Raw genomic sequence first — 16,327 nt, forward strand, 5'->3', positions numbered from 1 at the left:
TGGTAAGTGCCTGGCGCTGGAGTGACTATGAGCGCAGCTTTTCATAGAAAAAATGCTAATCATCCGATACATATATCGGCAGATCCGATGCATCGATAGGGAGAGGACCGGTTGAATCAGCTACATACCGTGGACCTGAAGCTGCTCAGAGTATTCGCCGAGATCGTCAAATGCGGCGGCTTCTCTGCGGCTCAAGCAGCGCTGAATATCGGCCAGTCGACCATCAGCGAACAGATGACCCATCTGGAAACCCGTCTTGGGGTCAAGCTCTGTCAGCGCGGGCGCAGCGGCTTTCGCCTTACAGAACAGGGCGTGGCGATTTTCGAATCTACCCGGCGGCTGCTGGCCGCCGTAGATGACTTCTGCCTGGATGCCGATGTGCTCAAGCAGAAGATCACCGGCAAGCTGAACCTGGGCATCATTGACTCAACCATTACCGACCCCGATTCTCCCCTGCCGAAAACCACCCAGCGCTTCGTTTCCAGAGGCCACGATGTTCACCTCAATGTGTATGTCGGGACCCCTGCCGAACTCGAAGAACGGGTGCTGGACAACCGCCTGCATCTGGCCATCGGGCACTTCCCGAATCACGTCTCGGGGCTGGACTATTTACCCCTGTACCAGGAGGCCCTCGGACTGTATTGCGGGCGGCGCCATCCCTTGCACGGCAGTACCGCAGAGAATGCCGAACTGCTTGAAGAGATCAGCGAGAGTCGAATCGTAGCCCGGGGCTTCATGCAGCAGCACGACCTGGACCGACTGGGTGTGAGCAAGGCCGCCGCCACCGTAGACAACATCGAGGCGCTGGCGATCCTGATCATCTCCGGTGCTTATCTGGGGTTTCTGCCCATCCACTTTGCCGCTCAGTGGGTCAATACCGGTGAGATGCAACAATTGGCCCCGATGAGCCTGCACTTGAAGTCGCCGTTCGATGTCATCACCCGACGCGGCGTTGCCCCGTCACCGATTTTGCGGGTATTCCTTGAGGACCTGGCGGCCACCGCACGGCAAGAGGTCCAGCCTTGAACACAGTGTCGCCTACACCTCGCACACTCTTGTGCAGACGGGTTTTGCTGCGCCGGTCCGTGCAACATAATGGCGCCCCTCAGTGCCTGAGGGCGCAATAAGAACAATAGAGGCAAACAGACCATGAAATCCCCCGGCGGTCGGCTCCTGACCGGCCTCACGCTGGACCGCACCAGCTCAACCCCCCTGTACCGTCAGCTGTACTTGCAGATTCGCCAGCAAATCCTCGCCGGCCGGCTGCAAGGAGGCACCCGCCTGCCCTCCACCCGGACCCTGTGCAAAGAACAGGGGCTGTCACGGATTACCATCCTCAATGCCTTCGACCTGCTGATCGCTGAAAGTTTTCTGGTCTCACGCCCCGGTGCCGGTACCTATGTCTGCGCGGAATGGGAGAACCGCGAAGCCGCCCCTGACGAGCCGCCCAGACCGCCGCGCCTGTCACACTTGAGCCAATCTGTGCTGTCCATGCGCAGCGACCATTTCAACGGCGTCTCCTACCAGGCCTGGGAGCCGGACTGCCCGACATCTTTCCTGCCCAGTCAGGTCGCGTTCGATGCCTTTCCACTGCACGTCTGGAAACGCCTGATGAACCGGCACCTGTGCCAGCCGACCAAAGCCATATTGGGTTACGGCGAAGTAAAGGGTTTGCTGCAACTGCGCGAAGCGATTGCCGAGTATGTCTATGACGCTCGCGGTATCGAGTGCGATGCCGGCCAGGTGGTGATCGTCTCGGGTGCCCAGCAGGCGTTCAACCTGCTGGGCATGTTGCTGCTCGATCCGCAGGACAGTATCTGGATGGAAGACCCCGGTCATATCTCGGCGCGCATTGCCCTGCAGGCCCAGGGTTGCCGGGTGGTGCCATTGCGTATCGACGACCAGGGAATCGATCTGCAGCAAGGCCTTCAAGAATGCCCTGAGGCTCGTCTTGCGTTCACCACGCCGTCACGCCAGCACCCGCTGGGCATTACCATGAGCTACGGCCGGCGCCAGGAATTGATCGAGTGGGCAAATCGTGGCCATCGCTGGATCATCGAGGACGACTGCGACAGCGAATTCACCTATTGCGCAAAGCCACTGCCCGCTCTTTACGCCATGGACCAGTGGTCCCGTGTCATCTACGTCGGCACCTTCAGCAAGGTGCTCTACCCTTCCTTGCGCCTGGGCTACGTGATACTGCCCCAGGCACTGGTGGAGCCCTTCTGTGCCATGCGCGCGGTCATGGACCGCAGCCCGTCGACCCAGCTGCAAGCGGTTACGGCCGACTTCATCCGCGAAGGTCATTTCCTTGGCCATATCCGGCGTATGCGCGCTCTTTACCAGTCGCGCCAGGACTGCCTGATACAGGCACTGAAACAGCGGCTGGGCAATTTCATGGACGTTAAGCCGGTCAATGTCGGCATGCATGTCATTGCCTGGCTTGACCCCGGACTGGATGACGCGGTCATCGCCAAGGAGCTGGCCCGACACCAGATCCATACCTATGCCTTGAGCGACTACTGCGTGAAACGTTACTTGCCGCCCGGACTGCTTATCGGCTTTGCCGGAACCCCGATCGAACAGGCCACAGAAAAAGTCGAGGCGCTGGCTCAGGCGCTGCTGAAGATGGGCCACGCTCTGTGAGCAGGCAGGCCCCGGTGAAACAGAGGCTGAAAGTGGTCATAAGAATTAAAAAATAATGGCTCTATTGGTAGAACCACTCTGGTGCGATAAAGGCCTTACCGACCGATTCGGTGCCTGTACCAGGAATAATTCTAATGAACTGTATTCAAGCACGCTTCAACTCCCTGCTAAGCCACAACAGCCGCAGCGACTGCCCGCCTCCACTGTTGACTGCGCAACTGGCCAGCAAGCTTATCGATCGCCTGGAGCGCATGCGTCTGTTCGCCCATGCCTATCCCTTGCTGACCAACCTGACCCACGGTCGGGTCAAGCCCGCTGAACTGCTGGACTTCGCCTGGCGCCATGAGTTGCAAGGCCTGAGCCTGCATCTGCTGGATGGCGAGGCCAACAGCCTGAGTAACATGAACCCGCAACAGCTTCAGGAGTTTTCCCATAAGGCAGCAACGCTGGGCCTGGACATACATCTGGAGATCAGCAGCACCCGCAAAGAAGACGTGGATCAGGTTATCGCCATCGCCAAGGCTATCGGCACTCGCAACATCCGGGTCTATGCGCGTTATGAAGGTCATCTGTCACGGGTAATGGCACTGATCGAGGAGGATCTGCGCTATCTGGCGCAACAGGCAGACCTGCACGATCTGTTCTTCGACTTTGAGCAGCATGAAGAGTTGAAAAGCCATGAAATCGCCCAGTTGCTCAGCCGCCTGGATCACCCCCGCCTGCATGCGTTGTTCGACTTCGGCAATATGATCAATGCCTGCGAGCAACCCTTGACGGCCCTGAAACAGTTGTCTGCGCACATCCGCCAGGTGCACATGAAAGGGGTACGCGTGGTGCCCGAGAAAAATGGTTTCGGCCATTACGGGGTGCTGCAAGGGGGGGCCGAAGATCACCTGCCAAGTGCGCGCATGATGTTCGAGCTGCTGATGCTCGGCGAGCAGGAGCCGCAGGTTATCGCCTTTATTCTTGAGCAGGAAAATCACTACGCCGCCCCCGCCTTCCGCCAGTCGGATGAGACACAAGACCCTTTCATCGAGTACCGGCAAATGAGTGAAACGGCACTGCCGCCGGGGTTTTGCGCCGAACGCATGATGGCTGCAGAGCACCAGTGGGCGAACAACCAGATTCGCTATGTGCGCGGCCTGCTCGGTGAGCTGAAGGTTCTGGCACAACTGACACTGGCGGATACGCCGGTCTGTGCCTGACCCCGCACCACACACGCCAAAACGTCACGTTACTTTCTGTGGAAAACAAAAATGACCGCACAGACAAAAGCCAAATGGCTGCGTTTCCTCGTCCTCATTCTTGGCGGCGGAACCATCTATAAACTCGCCAGCCTGAAAGATGCCTTTTACGTTCCCATCCAGCAATACATGGGGCTGAGCCATACTCAACTGGGCACGTTACTGAGTGCCAACGCTATCATCGCCACAGCGTTATTCGTGGTCGGCGGTTATCTGGCGGACCGCTTTGCCACACGTAAACTGATTCCCCTGGGGTTGATCGGGACAGGCAGTCTGGGACTTTACCTGGCCACCTTTCCCGGCTTCGACAAGATGCTGATCGTGTTCTGCCTGCTGGCAGTCTGCGCTGACTGTATCTATTGGCCTGCCCTGCTCAAGGCTGTGCGCAATCTTGGCGAGGAAGGCGAACAAGGCCGCATGTTCGGTTTTCTGGAGGGTGGCAGGGGCATCGTCGATACACTCGTGGCGTTTTCAGCCCTGGGGGTGTTCGTTGCCATGGGCTCGGGCGAAGCAGGCCTGAAATCGGCCATCGCCTTCTATTCTCTGGTCGATATCTTTGCCGGGATCATCACCTGGTTCCTGCTGCGAGACAGCAAGACAGCCCCCGCCCCCAAGAAAGAGGACAGCCTGTCGGGTATGTCCGGATTGCTTGAAGCCATTCGGATTCCGGGGATCTGGCTGGTCAGCTTCAACGTGTTCATGGTCTATATCGTCTACTGCGGCCTGACCTATTTCATTCCCTACTTAAAGGATATCTACGAACTGCCCGTGGCACTGGTCGGTGCCTACGGCATCATCAACCAATACTTCCTCAAGATTCTGGGCGGGCCGGCCGGCGGCTTCATGGCAGACAAGTATTTCAAGAGCCCGTCGCGCTATCTGAAATGGGCGTTCCTGGCCCTGATTCCCGCCATGGCCGCGGTGTTGCTGGTGCCCAAAGGCGAACACTTCATTTATATCGGCATGGCCGCCACCCTCTCGTTCGCGCTGATTGTTTTCACCATGCGCGGCGTGTTCTGGGCTCCCATGAGCGAGGTGGGGATTCCTCAGCGCATCACCGGCTCGGCCTTCGGAATTGCCTGTCTGATCGGCTATGCGCCCGGCATGTTTGCCTACGTGATTTACGGTTCGATCCTGGACCACTTCCCGGGCCAGCAAGGCTACAACTATGTGTTCAGCCTGATGAGCCTGTTTGCCGTCATTGGCTTCATGGTTTGCAGCCTCTTGTACCGTGTAGTGCGCAAGGAAACAGCCGGCACCCCTGACAGCGATCTGGTCCGGGCCTGAGTATTCAACCAAGGCGAAGGGTGAGTCACTTGCCTTCGCCTGCGGTTGTCGACCACTGCGGTGCTATCAATAGCGGCGGCCTTGCCAGCGGCCCCCTCAGCGGATACTTGCCAGCAACCCTGGCAAGGCATGCATCAGGGCGCTGATGGCAAAACCGATGAACATCACGCCACACAGCCGGGTAATCAGTCGTTCATGGCGTTGATACAGCGCCCGCACGTGCCCGGCGCCAACAATGCCAATCAGAATTACATAAGCTGCGGCGCCCCCCAAAAAGCTCAACACAATCAGCCACGGCAGCATTGACCAGGTCAGCAGTTCGGCACGACTGGACAGCAGCGCAGTGAAGGTGGCCACCGCAACGGGGTAGGCCTTGGGGTTGGTCAGGCCAAACAGAATGCCGTGGGCAAAAGGCTGGCGCGCAGGGCCTTGCCGGGCCTCGTTGCCAGGCTGGGCGCGCACTGCACGCAGCCCCAGCCAGAACAGATAAAGACCGCTGAGCAAGCCCAGAATGTTGAATGCGGTACTACCGAACTCCCGCGCCCCGACAATGGCAATCAAGGCAGTGCTGCACCAGATCACGTCACCCAGCAAATGCCCGCATAGAAATCCGGCCCCGGCACGTCGACCGCGGGCAGCGCCAATCCCGAAAACCGCCAGCACCCCGGGTCCCGGGGTGATGCCATAGATAAAGCCAGAAGCCAGTACCGCCAGTAACAACGAAAGTGTCATGCAAAACGCTCCAGAAAAATCGTGCCTCAGGCTGTCCATTGGCCCGCGAGGTGGCAAGATTCTGCACGTTCGGCAGCGCTCTGTAACCGAATGCCCGGGAAAAATTTGCATAGGGCTCAACAAAACCCTCAACGCGGGTTTTGCCGGCTAGTGGCGGCGCCCCAGAACGTTGACCACCAGACGGTCAACCCAGCCCCAGATTCGCTGTTTGACCCGTCGCCATAGAGGACGTGACTGCCAGGCTTGCAGGCTGATGGGCATGCTCTGGGCGAAGTCGGTGACAAAACTGGCGGCCACTGCCTGAGTCAGCACCGGGTCCAGCGCCTCCAGATTGGCTTCAAGGTTAAAGCGCAAATTCCAGTGGTCGAAGTTGCACGAGCCAATACTCACCCAATCGTCGATCAGGACCATTTTCAGATGTAAAAAGCACGGCTGGTATTCAAATATCTGCACCCCGGATTTGAGTAGCCGCGGGTAGTAACGATGCCCGGCATAGCGTACTGACGGATGATCGGTACGCGGCCCGGTCAGCAACAAGCGCACATCGACGCCCCTGCCCGCCGCACGACGCAGCGAGCGACGAACGCTCCAGGTGGGCAAAAAATAGGGGGTGGCGAGCCAGATGCGATGTTGCGCACTGTTAATCCCACGCACCAGCGATTGCAGAATATCGCGATGCTGGTGGGCATCGGCATAAGCCACGCGCCCCATACCTTCACCTTCATCGGGGACCCGCGGCAAACGCGGCAAACCGAAGTGCGTTGCAGGTTTCCAGGCCTTACGGCTGATATTGGCGCGCCACTGGCGATCAAACAGCATCTGCCAGTCCTGCACCAACGGCCCCTGGATGGCGACCATGACTTCATGCCAGTCGCAGGTGTTTTGGCCGGGCTGCCAAAACTCATCGGTCACCCCGGTGCCACCGACCACGGCCAATAGATGATCCACCAGCAATAGCTTGCGATGATCGCGATACAGGTTGTTCAGGCCCCGGCGCCAGCTCAACCGGTTGTAAAACCTGAGCTCGACCCCCGCATCGGTCAGTCTGCGCCGCAAGCCCGGGGTAAACGCCAGACTGCCGTATCCGTCAAACAGACAACGCACCCGCACTTCGCGCCGGGCCGCCTGTTCCAGGGCCTGGACTATGGCTTCGGCACAGTCGCCGGCCTCCACCAGATACAGTTCCAGATCGACATGTACCTGCGCCTGGTCGATAGCCGCCAGCATGCGAGGGAAAAATTGCGGGCCGTCGATCAGCAACTCGAATTGATTGGCGCTGCGCCATGGAAACACTGCGCCAGCCATATCAGCGGGCCGTGAAAATCAGCACCGCACCCACCGGTACTGAAAAACTGATGGCCGACAAGCCGGCCATTTTCCGCAGGGTTTCAAGCTGGGGTTGCAAGCCAAAGTCTTCGGCCTGCAGCATCAGCGGTTCAAGTGTCACCACTTGAAAACGCCGCTCATCAAGACGGGTGGCCAAGAGTTCGGCTTCGTAGGTGTGCTGCTTGCCACGCAGGCTTACCGTGACCGGCAAGTGCAGTTCCAGTTGCGCACCATTGGCCAGGTCATTGATGGGCTGCAGATCGATCTGCGCGGTGATTTGCGCTTCCGGGAAGTTTTTGAAATCGAACAACAGGTCGCGCATGCGCTCATCGCGCAACGGCACCGCACTGTTTACCGAGTCCATTTCGATCCGCAATTGCGCGCGGCCTTTAGGATCGACCTTGCCGTGCAGCACTAAAAAACGATGCAGGTCGGCGACATTGGCATTTTGCGTGGTGATAAATGACAGCCTTGAGGACTCACCGTCCAGGTACCAGTTGGCCTGGGCAGACAGGCTCACGCCGAGGGTCAGGCACAGGGCGCAGGCAGAAGATAAAAACGCTTTGAACATAAAAACTCATAGGCAGATAAACGTGGGCGAACATTACCCCGAGTCCGGGTACTTGCAAGTGCTGTGGCGGAAAATTTTCATACAGCCTTAGGACGCTTATCCGATCCTACAGTTCCTCCAGTAAAGCACTCCCATAGAGCCTGTCATACAAGCATCACCCAAACGTCACGGTGATGACATTGCACCTGCCTAGCCTGAAGTTGCACCCCTCAGTCGATTGGCAGAAAACCAAGGCAGGCACCATGTCTGCACGGAGATTCGCAATGTCCCAGCTCGTCCGTATCCGCGACACGGTTCAAGAACGACGCCTGAAGGCAGAACGTCTGATCGGCCCCGGCGCCTTGCGTGAAGCTCAAGCCCTGCGCTTTCGCGTATTTGGCGGCGAGCTGAAGGCAAAACTCAAGAGTGCCGAACACGAACTGGATGAGGATGATTACGACGCCCATTGCGAGCATATCGGCGTTCGTGACCTCAATAGCGGCCAACTGGTAGCCACCACCCGCCTGCTCGATCATTGTGCGGCGCTGAACATCGGCCATTTTTACAGCGAAGAAGAATTCAGCCTTCACGGGCTGGCGCACCTGCAAGGCTCAGTGCTGGAGATCGGCAGAACCTGTGTCGACCCGGCCTACCGCAATGGCGGCACCATCGCTGTGCTCTGGGGTGAATTGGCCGAGGTCCTCAATCAGGGCGATTACCACTACCTGATGGGGTGCGCGAGCATTCCGATGCAAGACGGCGGCGTCCAGGCACAGGCGATCATGCAGCGTCTGCGTGAACGCTACCTGAGTAACGTGCACTTGCGTGCAGTACCTAAAAAACCGCTGCCGGCCCTGGATATTCCAGCCAACGTCATCACCGAAATGCCGCCACTGCTCAAGGCCTACATGCGCCTGGGTGCAAAGATCTGTGGCGAGCCGTGCTGGGATGAAGATTTTCAGGTCGCCGACGTCTTCATCCTGCTCAAGCGTGACGAGTTGTGCCCGCGATATGCCCGTCATTTCAAGGCGGCCGTGTAATGCAGCGCCTGCGCCAGTATGGCCGGGTAGTACGGGTTCTCGCCGTGGTCAGTCTGGGCCTGGGCATGGCGAGTCTGTTCGGGCTGATGGAGTGCTTGCACCTGGACAGTACGATGGCCCGTCGACAGCGCTGGTCGCAATTTTTCATGACCCGCCTGTGTGCTGCCCTGCCCTTTCGCGTCACCCTGGTGGGCGAGGTGCCTGCAACGCCAATGCTGTGGGTCAGTAACCATGTGTCATGGACCGACATTGCTCTGCTCGGAAAACTGACGCCACTGTCTTTCCTGTCCAAGGCCGAGGTTCGCGGCTGGCCAGTGGCTGGCTGGCTGGCCGCCAAGGCAGGCAGCCTGTTCATTCGCCGGGGCGCGGGCGACAGCCAGCTGGTTCGCCAGCAAATGAGCCGGCATCTGCAACAACAACTGCCGCTGCTGATGTTTCCCGAAGGCACCACTACCGATGGACGCTCCGTACGCACGTTTCATGGGCGTTTGCTGTCGGCGGCCATTGAAAGTCGGGTGGCGCTGCAACCGGTTGCGATTCGTTACTTGCGCAATGGCGAGGTCGACCGGATAGCACCCTTCATTGGCAACGATGATTTGCTGTCCCATTTATTGCGTCTGTTCAGCCATGAACAGGCGGACGTCGAGATTCATCTGCTTGAGCCAATTGCCTGTGACCGGCAGGAACGTGCCGTACTGGCCTATAGAGCCCAGGAGGCGATAAGCCGAGTGCTCAGTGGTGCGCCGCGTCACTACAGGAGCGAGCCTGCCGGCGCTGGCATCTGCGTGCAGGACACTTGAACCCGGGCGACTAGGGCAACAGCGAGCGCTGTTGTCTGGCGTACGTCTGTAACTGCGGATAAAACGCCCGGAAATCCTCACTGAGGGGCTCATACAGCGCGTGCAGATCCGCCATCGCCCCGGCCAGTTCCTCTGGCCGCGAAAGACGTCTGGCAATGCCCCGGAACACTTGTTCCAGTACCGCGAAATCCCGATAGGAGCCAAGCCAGTCATCCGCCGCCATGTGCGGCGCGATGGCGGCAAGACGTTTGGGCAATTGCGGCTGCGTCACCAGCACCTGGTAGAAACCTGAGGTAAAGCGGTCCAGAGGACCTTCGGCATACTGCGCCCAGTCCCGGGCCAGGCAATGGTCGAAAAAAACGTCAAGCACAATGCCGGCATAGCGCCGGCGGGTCTGGCTGAATCGCGACAGCGATTGATCGACCAGGGGGTGCGCATCGGTAAATACATCAATGCTTCGATGCAGCTGGATCGCAGATTCGATTTGAGGGCTGTATTCGCCTTGCAGGCGTCCTTTTACAAAGTCGCCATACAGGCTTCCGAGTAATTCGTCAGGGCGCTGGCCGCCAAGGTGCAGATGTGCGAGATAATTCATGCCGGCCAGTTTAACACTGCCACACCAATATCGTTATAACCCGATATACCGATTTGTGCTGATTCAAGAAGCAAATCGTATTTGTATATCGCGATATAACGATTTAAAGTTCGCAACTTCGCGATATAACGCTGCATTTCAATGAGCACCACCACCATGCCGATCGACCTCGACGAAATAATAAAAGCGCTGGCACACCCAGTACGCCGAGAAATCATTTGCCTGCTTAAAAATCCGCAAGTGGAGTTCCCCGACCAGCATCACAGCACTGAACACGGCGTCTGCGCCGGACAGTTCGACCAACGTTTCGGCCTGTCGCAATCCACTGTCTCCGCCCATCTGGCCACCTTGCAACGCGCTGGTCTGATCAGCAGCCAGAAGGTTGGCCAGTGGCACTTTTTCAAACGCAATGAGGAAACCATCAAGGCTTTCCTCGCCGCAATCAACCAAGAGCTTTAACAAGGATTTCCAATGCCCCTCTCGCTACTCATTCTGGCGCTCAGCGCTTTCGCCATCGGGACCACCGAGTTCGTGATCATGGGGTTGCTGCCCGATGTCGCTGCGGACCTTGGTGTGTCGATCCCGGGCGCAGGCTGGCTCGTCACCGGTTATGCACTGGGTGTAGCTATCGGGGCGCCATTCATGGCGCTGGCAACTGCCAAATTGCCGCGCAAGGCAGCCCTGGTGGCGCTGATGGTGATATTTATCATCGGCAACCTGCTCTGCGCACTGGCCAGTGATTACAACGTGCTGATGTTTGCCCGTGTGGTAACCGCCCTGTGTCACGGCGCGTTCTTCGGTATCGGCTCGGTAGTGGCTGCAGGCCTGGTACCGGCCAACAAGCGCGCTTCGGCAGTGGCGCTGATGTTCACCGGTTTGACCCTGGCCAATGTGTTGGGCGTGCCCCTGGGTACCGCACTCGGTCAGGCGGCAGGATGGCGTTCGACGTTTTTCGCGGTGACCGTGATTGGCGTGGTGGCGTTGATTGGCCTGATCCGCTTCCTGCCTGCCAAGCGTGACGAAGAGAAACTCGACATGCGTGCCGAACTGGCCGCACTCAAGGGCGCTGGCATCTGGCTCTCTCTGAGCATGACGGCGCTGTTTTCCGCATCGATGTTCACTCTGTTCACCTATGTCGCGCCCTTGCTGGGCGATGTCACCGGCGTCTCGCCCAACGGTGTGACCTGGACCTTGTTGCTGATCGGCCTGGGCCTGACCGTGGGCAATATCATCGGCGGCAAGCTGGCTGACAAGCGTCTGGCCGCGACCTTGATCGGCGTGTTCATCTCGATGGCGGTTATTTCCACCGTTCTTAGCTGGACCAGTGTCGCGCTGATTCCGACCGAGATCACTTTGTTCCTCTGGGCCACCGCTTCGTTTGCCGCCGTGCCCGCACTACAAGTGAACGTCGTGACCTTCGGCAAGGCCGCCCCCAATCTGGTATCCACCCTGAACATCGGTGCTTTCAACATCGGCAACGCGCTGGGCGCCTGGGTTGGCGGCAGCGTGATTGCCCACGGCTTCGGCCTCACCAGCGTGCCACTGGCTGCCGCGGTTCTGGCGGTTCTGGCATTGCTGGTCACCCTGATTACTTTTCGCCAGAACGGCAATCCCGAACTGGCCACTGCCACACATTGATCCTTGAGAGGGCTGCATAAATGACCACGATTTTCGATCCGATCAAGCTGGGCGACCTTGAACTGCCTAACCGCATCATCATGGCCCCCCTCACCCGCTGCCGCGCCGATGAAGGGCGGGTTCCAAACGCGCTGATGGCTGAGTATTACGTTCAGCGCGCGTCGGCAGGGCTGATCCTGAGCGAAGCCACTTCGGTAACGCCAATGGGCGTCGGCTACCCTGACACCCCCGGCATCTGGTCTGCCGACCAGGTTCGCGGCTGGGGCAACATCACCAAGGCGGTCCACGCGGCCGGTGGCCGTATCGCGCTGCAGTTGTGGCACGTTGGCCGGATCTCCCACGGGATGTATCTGAACGACGAAGCCCCTGTTGCACCAAGTGCCATTGCAGCTAAAGGCCATGTAAGCCTGGTGCGTCCAAAGGTGGATTTCCCCACCCCACGCGCACTGGAAACTGCCGAGATTGCAGACATTGTCGAGGCTTACCGTGCCGGCGCCGAGAACGCCAAGGCCGCAGGCTTTGACGGCGTAGAAATCCATGGTGCCAATGGTTACTTGCTCGATCAGTTCCTGCAAAGCAGCACCAACAAGCGCACCGACCAGTACGGCGGCTCGATCGAGAACCGCGCCCGTCTGCTGCTCGAAGTCACCGATGCCGCCATTGATGTCTGGGGTGCCGGCCGGGTTGGCGTGCACTTGTCACCACGTGCCGACCTGCACGACATGGGTGATGACAATCTGGCTGAAACCTTTGGCTATGTCGCCCGTGAACTCGGCAAGCGCGGTATCGCTTATATCTGTGCCCGCGAGCATGAAGCGCCAGACAGCCTCGGCCCACAGCTCAAGGCAGCCTTTGGCGGCCCGTACATCGTCAATGAGAGCTTCACAAAAGACAGTGCCAATGCCTGGATCGCAGCGGGTAAAGCCGATGCTGTCGCGTTCGGTGTGCCATTCATTGCCAACCCGGACCTGCCAGCACGCCTGAAGGCCGATGCACCGCTCAATGAAGCAGACCCGCAGACCTTCTATGCTAAAGGCCCTACCGGGTACATCGACTATCCAGCGCTGTAACGCCTGACCCGGGAACAGGCGCACACTGCATCTGTTTTCTGTCTGTAACGCAAAACGCCCAGGGCCATTGCCCTGGGCGTTTTGCGTTTGATTCGGGTAACCGGCTCAACGATGAATCGCCGCTGCAGCCACTTTTTTCAAGGCAAAAAAAGGGGCGGTTTGACCCGCCCACATTTTTTCCCTATTCCCTTTTGTCCCTTTCATCATCCTGATGAATCACGTCCTGCGATTGTCCCTGAGCACTCATCCTTGAGCACTGTGTCGATCCGTCGGCACAGTTGAGATACTAAAGACTTTAAGAATGGCTGCAAGCGCATCAGTTAGGGTTTTTAAATCCGGAGCAGACTTAACAAAACAATAAAAATGTTTAAATTCAATTAGTTACAACTTATGAAAGTCAGAAGCAGACTATCCGCAAGCCTGTTTTCGCCCTTGGCTTACATGAAAGGTAAGCAAAGGCTTACAGCCCATGACAGATAAAGTTCCAACCCCTGCCTGACTGCACTTTTGAGACTGACCGGTCACCCGCACGCACTCAAAAAAACGCCTTGGCAGCAGCGGTCCAGATTCTGCGGGCACAAAAAAGCCCCGAATATTTCGGGGCTTTTTAGCTAGCAGGATGCCTGTTACTGAAACAGCGACTCACTGGACAAACCGTTGCGCTCAAGGATCTCGCGCAAACGCTTGAGCCCCTCGACTTGAATCTGCCGAACACGTTCGCGTGTCAGACCAATCTCCAGACCAACATCTTCAAGGGTACTGCTTTCATGACCACGCAACCCGAAGCGGCGAATCACCACCTCACGCTGCTTGTCTGTAAGTTCAGACAACCACTGATCGATACTTTGCGACAAGTCATCGTCCTGAAGCAGCTCGCAAGGATCTGTAGGTCGATCATCTGTCAGGGTATCGAGCAGGGTTTTATCGGAATCAGGGCCTAAAGAAACATCCACCGAGGACACCCGCTCATTCAGTCCAAGCATGCGCTTGACCTCTGCGACGGGTTTTTCGAGCAGATTGGCAATTTCTTCAGGGGAAGGTTCGTGATCGAGCTTTTGCGTAAGTTCGCGTGCAGCCCGCAAGTAGACATTGAGCTCTTTGACGACATGAATCGGCAAACGAATGGTGCGGGTCTGATTCATGATCGCCCGTTCAATCGTCTGGCGGATCCACCAGGTGGCGTAAGTCGAGAAACGGAAACCGCGCTCGGGGTCAAACTTCTCTACTGCGCGAATCAGTCCCAGGTTGCCCTCTTCAATCAGATCCAGTAGCGAGAGCCCACGATTGACGTAGCGACGGGCGATTTTCACCACCAGACGCAAGTTGCTTTCAATCATGCGCTTGCGCCCGGCCGGATCGCCACTTTGCGACAAGCGCGCAAAATGAACTTCTTCTGCTGGGGAGAGTAACGGAGAAAAGCCAATTTCATTGAGATACAGCTGGGTCGCATCGAGCGCCCGGGTGTAGTCAATGTACTTGTGCTGTTTTGTAGCGGTCGCTTTTTTGGACTTGGTGCGGGCAGTAGGGGTTGATTCGTCGTCTTCTGACATCAAGTCGCTGTCGATGCCGGAGTCCATAAGGAGCACCTCATCGTCGATGTCAAACCCCGGGGCTTCTTTACTGAGAGCCATTGTTGTAGTCCTTTGGTGAGTTCGACCTCAAGCTCAAGCTTCGCCTATATCCTTGGCAATGCTGGAGCCTGTTCCTTAACTACATCAGGAACAGGCTGGTAAGCGATCAACGGCGTGGAAGGAATTGCAGTGGATCTACAGGTTTACCCTGACGGCGAATCTCAAAGTGAAGTTTCACCCGGTCTGTACCAGTTGACCCCATTTCGGCAATTGTCTGTCCGACCTTGACCTGCTGCCCCTCCCGAACCAACAGCCTACGGTTGTGGCCGTAAGCACTGACGTAGGTATCGCTGTGCTTGATGATGACTAATTCGCCGTAGCCCCTCAATCCACTGCCGGCGTAAACAACTGACCCATCAGACGCAGCCAAAACAGGCTGTCCCAAATCTCCGGCGATATCAATACCTTTATTCAAACTACCGTTTGAAGAAAATTTGCCAATCAAAATGCCATTAGAAGGCCATCCCCAGCCTTTGGGAGCAGGGCCTGCAGGCAGTGCCGCAACGGCCGCTGGCGCAGCTGCTGCGGTGCTCGCGCGTTTGATTACCGTGGTTTTGCTGCCTGCAGAATTCGAGACGACAGTCGTGGTGGTGCCACCTGCGGGCAGGGTTCCGGCACGTCCGTCAAAGCGAATTGTTTGACCTGGGACAATAGTGAAAGGAGCCGCAATATTGTTTTTCGCCGCTAGAGCCTTCCAGTCCCAGCCGTAGCGAAAAGCAATGGAGAACAACGTGTCGCCACGTCGCACCACGTATTGCCCGGTTGTTACCGCCGGACGCTGAGCGACCCCGTTGCGGTCAACCACACGCACGCCATTCTTGGGTGTGCTGGAGCACGCGGCCAACAAAACCAGGACGGCACTCAGGCATAGACCGACTACCAGTCTGTGATAGCTTTTGGTTCCCATACGCTGCGCAATGACTGTGAGACTCACCCGCCGCTCCCTTTGTAGATGGCTAAATATTAGTACGCCAGTATTGGCCATGGTTTGGCGCAAGTATAACTGGCAACACAGCTTTACAGACGGCAAAGCCAAATCATAAAAAATTCAGGCAACGACAGAGCCCGACCGCTGCGCAGTATGACCTGCACCCGGCCCCATAATTCAGCAGGGCCGAACAAAGACTCAGGCCAAGGGCCCGTTGAGCAGCGGCACAAAGCGCACATTGCCGATCACCCGCCGGGCAAAACCGTGCTCTTCACGTACGATCAGCATCAATTGCTGAACCTCGCCTGCACCCACCGGAATCACCAGGCGCCCGCCGGGGGCCAATTGATCCAGCAGCGCCTGGGGTACATCGGTCGCCACCGCGGTCACGATAATGCCGTTATAAGGCGCCAGCGCAGGCCAGCCTTCCCAACCGTCGCCCCATCGGAACACCAGGTTACGCAGGTTGAGCTCGAGCAGTCGCTCCTTGGCCCGATCCTGCAACACCTTGATCCGTTCTACGGAAAATATTCGCTCGACCAGCTGCGAGAGAACCGCGGTCTGATAACCCGACCCGGTCCCAATCTCCATGACCTTGTCCAGCGGGCCGTCCTCAAGCAGCAACTCGCTCATGCGGGCGACCATATAAGGCTGGGAGATGGTCTGGTTGTTGCCTATGGGCAGCGCCGTGTCTTCATAGGCCCGGTGCGCCAGTGCTTCGTCCACGAACAGATGCCGTGGCGTACGCCGAATAACCTCAAGCACTTTCTGGTTAACGATGCCCTCTTCCCGCAGGCGCTGAATCAGCCGCTCCCGGGTACGCTCGGAGGTCATGCCAAT

Annotated in this window: 16 protein-coding genes; 9 read left to right on the forward strand and 7 right to left on the reverse strand. The window is 57.8% G+C overall.

The window, feature by feature from the left end; genetic code table 11:
* Positions 1-111 precede the first annotated feature (111 nt).
* From FEZ21_RS20715 to FEZ21_RS20730, 4 genes are all read left to right on the forward strand, one after another.
* Positions 112-1,026, forward strand: coding sequence for a LysR family transcriptional regulator (locus tag FEZ21_RS20715; RefSeq protein ID WP_003440549.1), 915 nt, complete (start codon positions 112-114; stop codon positions 1,024-1,026).
* A gap of 123 nt (positions 1,027-1,149) precedes the next feature.
* The gene (locus FEZ21_RS20720) at positions 1,150-2,646 is read left to right on the forward strand and encodes a PLP-dependent aminotransferase family protein (protein WP_003440546.1); all 1,497 of its coding nucleotides are present in this window, start codon (positions 1,150-1,152) and stop codon (positions 2,644-2,646) included.
* 134 nt (positions 2,647-2,780) lie between these two features.
* Positions 2,781-3,851, forward strand: a complete 1,071-nt coding sequence (locus FEZ21_RS20725; protein WP_160628324.1) for a sugar phosphate isomerase/epimerase — start codon at positions 2,781-2,783, stop codon at positions 3,849-3,851.
* 51 nt (positions 3,852-3,902) lie between these two features.
* Positions 3,903-5,177 (forward strand): MFS transporter, encoded by a 1,275-nt coding sequence (locus FEZ21_RS20730; protein ID WP_160628326.1) that lies wholly within the window; start codon positions 3,903-3,905, stop codon positions 5,175-5,177.
* A gap of 96 nt (positions 5,178-5,273) precedes the next feature.
* Here FEZ21_RS20730 and FEZ21_RS20735 read toward each other — a convergent pair whose 3' ends face one another.
* The 3 genes from FEZ21_RS20735 to FEZ21_RS20745 form a co-directional block, all read right to left on the reverse strand.
* On the reverse strand, positions 5,274-5,909 hold the full coding sequence (locus FEZ21_RS20735) for a LysE family translocator (RefSeq protein WP_127196002.1): 636 nt from the start codon (positions 5,907-5,909) through the stop codon (positions 5,274-5,276).
* 147 nt (positions 5,910-6,056) lie between these two features.
* Entirely contained in the window at positions 6,057-7,214 is a 1,158-nt protein-coding gene (locus FEZ21_RS20740; RefSeq protein ID WP_010655950.1) for a phosphatidylserine/phosphatidylglycerophosphate/cardiolipin synthase family protein, read from the reverse strand.
* A 1-nt stretch (position 7,215) separates the two neighbouring features.
* Positions 7,216-7,806 (reverse strand): YceI family protein, encoded by a 591-nt coding sequence (locus FEZ21_RS20745; protein WP_003440535.1) that lies wholly within the window; start codon positions 7,804-7,806, stop codon positions 7,216-7,218.
* Between the two features lie 263 nt (positions 7,807-8,069).
* Here FEZ21_RS20745 and olsB point away from each other — a divergent pair, with 263 nt between their 5' ends.
* The gene (gene olsB, locus FEZ21_RS20750) at positions 8,070-8,825 is read left to right on the forward strand and encodes an L-ornithine N(alpha)-acyltransferase (RefSeq protein ID WP_160628328.1); all 756 of its coding nucleotides are present in this window, start codon (positions 8,070-8,072) and stop codon (positions 8,823-8,825) included.
* Positions 8,825-9,625 (forward strand): 1-acyl-sn-glycerol-3-phosphate acyltransferase, encoded by an 801-nt coding sequence (locus FEZ21_RS20755; RefSeq protein WP_160628330.1) that lies wholly within the window; start codon positions 8,825-8,827, stop codon positions 9,623-9,625. The genes olsB and FEZ21_RS20755 overlap by 1 nt, the downstream gene beginning before the upstream one ends.
* A gap of 10 nt (positions 9,626-9,635) precedes the next feature.
* On the opposite strand, the gene FEZ21_RS20760 is transcribed toward FEZ21_RS20755, so the two are convergent.
* Positions 9,636-10,220, reverse strand: a complete 585-nt coding sequence (locus tag FEZ21_RS20760; RefSeq protein ID WP_010655951.1) for an ACP phosphodiesterase — start codon at positions 10,218-10,220, stop codon at positions 9,636-9,638.
* A gap of 156 nt (positions 10,221-10,376) precedes the next feature.
* Between FEZ21_RS20760 and FEZ21_RS20765 the strand changes: the two genes are divergently transcribed.
* Genes FEZ21_RS20765 through FEZ21_RS20775 form a run of 3 tightly spaced genes read left to right on the forward strand, consistent with a single transcriptional unit; the run spans position 10,377 to position 12,928 of the window.
* Positions 10,377-10,679, forward strand: a complete 303-nt coding sequence (locus tag FEZ21_RS20765; RefSeq protein WP_003440527.1) for a helix-turn-helix transcriptional regulator — start codon at positions 10,377-10,379, stop codon at positions 10,677-10,679.
* Positions 10,680-10,691: 12 nt separating this feature from the next.
* The gene (locus tag FEZ21_RS20770; protein WP_003440525.1) at positions 10,692-11,858 is read left to right on the forward strand and encodes an MFS transporter; all 1,167 of its coding nucleotides are present in this window, start codon (positions 10,692-10,694) and stop codon (positions 11,856-11,858) included.
* Positions 11,859-11,878: 20 nt separating this feature from the next.
* A complete protein-coding gene (locus FEZ21_RS20775) occupies positions 11,879-12,928 on the forward strand; it encodes an alkene reductase (protein WP_160628331.1) in 1,050 nt (349 codons plus the stop codon).
* A gap of 626 nt (positions 12,929-13,554) precedes the next feature.
* On the opposite strand, the gene rpoS is transcribed toward FEZ21_RS20775, so the two are convergent.
* The 3 genes from rpoS to FEZ21_RS20790 all read right to left on the reverse strand — a co-directional run bounded on the left by rpoS (position 13,555) and on the right by FEZ21_RS20790 (position 16,321).
* Positions 13,555-14,559 carry an RNA polymerase sigma factor RpoS gene (rpoS, locus tag FEZ21_RS20780; protein ID WP_010655953.1) on the reverse strand — a complete coding sequence of 335 codons (1,005 nt, stop codon included), beginning with the start codon at positions 14,557-14,559 and terminating at the stop codon, positions 13,555-13,557.
* Positions 14,560-14,665: 106 nt separating this feature from the next.
* The gene (locus FEZ21_RS20785; RefSeq protein ID WP_003440517.1) at positions 14,666-15,493 is read right to left on the reverse strand and encodes a peptidoglycan DD-metalloendopeptidase family protein; all 828 of its coding nucleotides are present in this window, start codon (positions 15,491-15,493) and stop codon (positions 14,666-14,668) included.
* 192 nt (positions 15,494-15,685) lie between these two features.
* Positions 15,686-16,321 (reverse strand): protein-L-isoaspartate(D-aspartate) O-methyltransferase, encoded by a 636-nt coding sequence (locus FEZ21_RS20790; RefSeq protein ID WP_003440502.1) that lies wholly within the window; start codon positions 16,319-16,321, stop codon positions 15,686-15,688.
* Positions 16,322-16,327: the final 6 nt, after the last annotated feature.

The sequence above is a fragment of the Pseudomonas sp. 9.1(2019) genome (assembly GCF_009910445.1).
In the GTDB taxonomy this organism is placed as follows: Bacteria; Pseudomonadota; Gammaproteobacteria; order Pseudomonadales; family Pseudomonadaceae; genus Aquipseudomonas; species Aquipseudomonas paraversuta.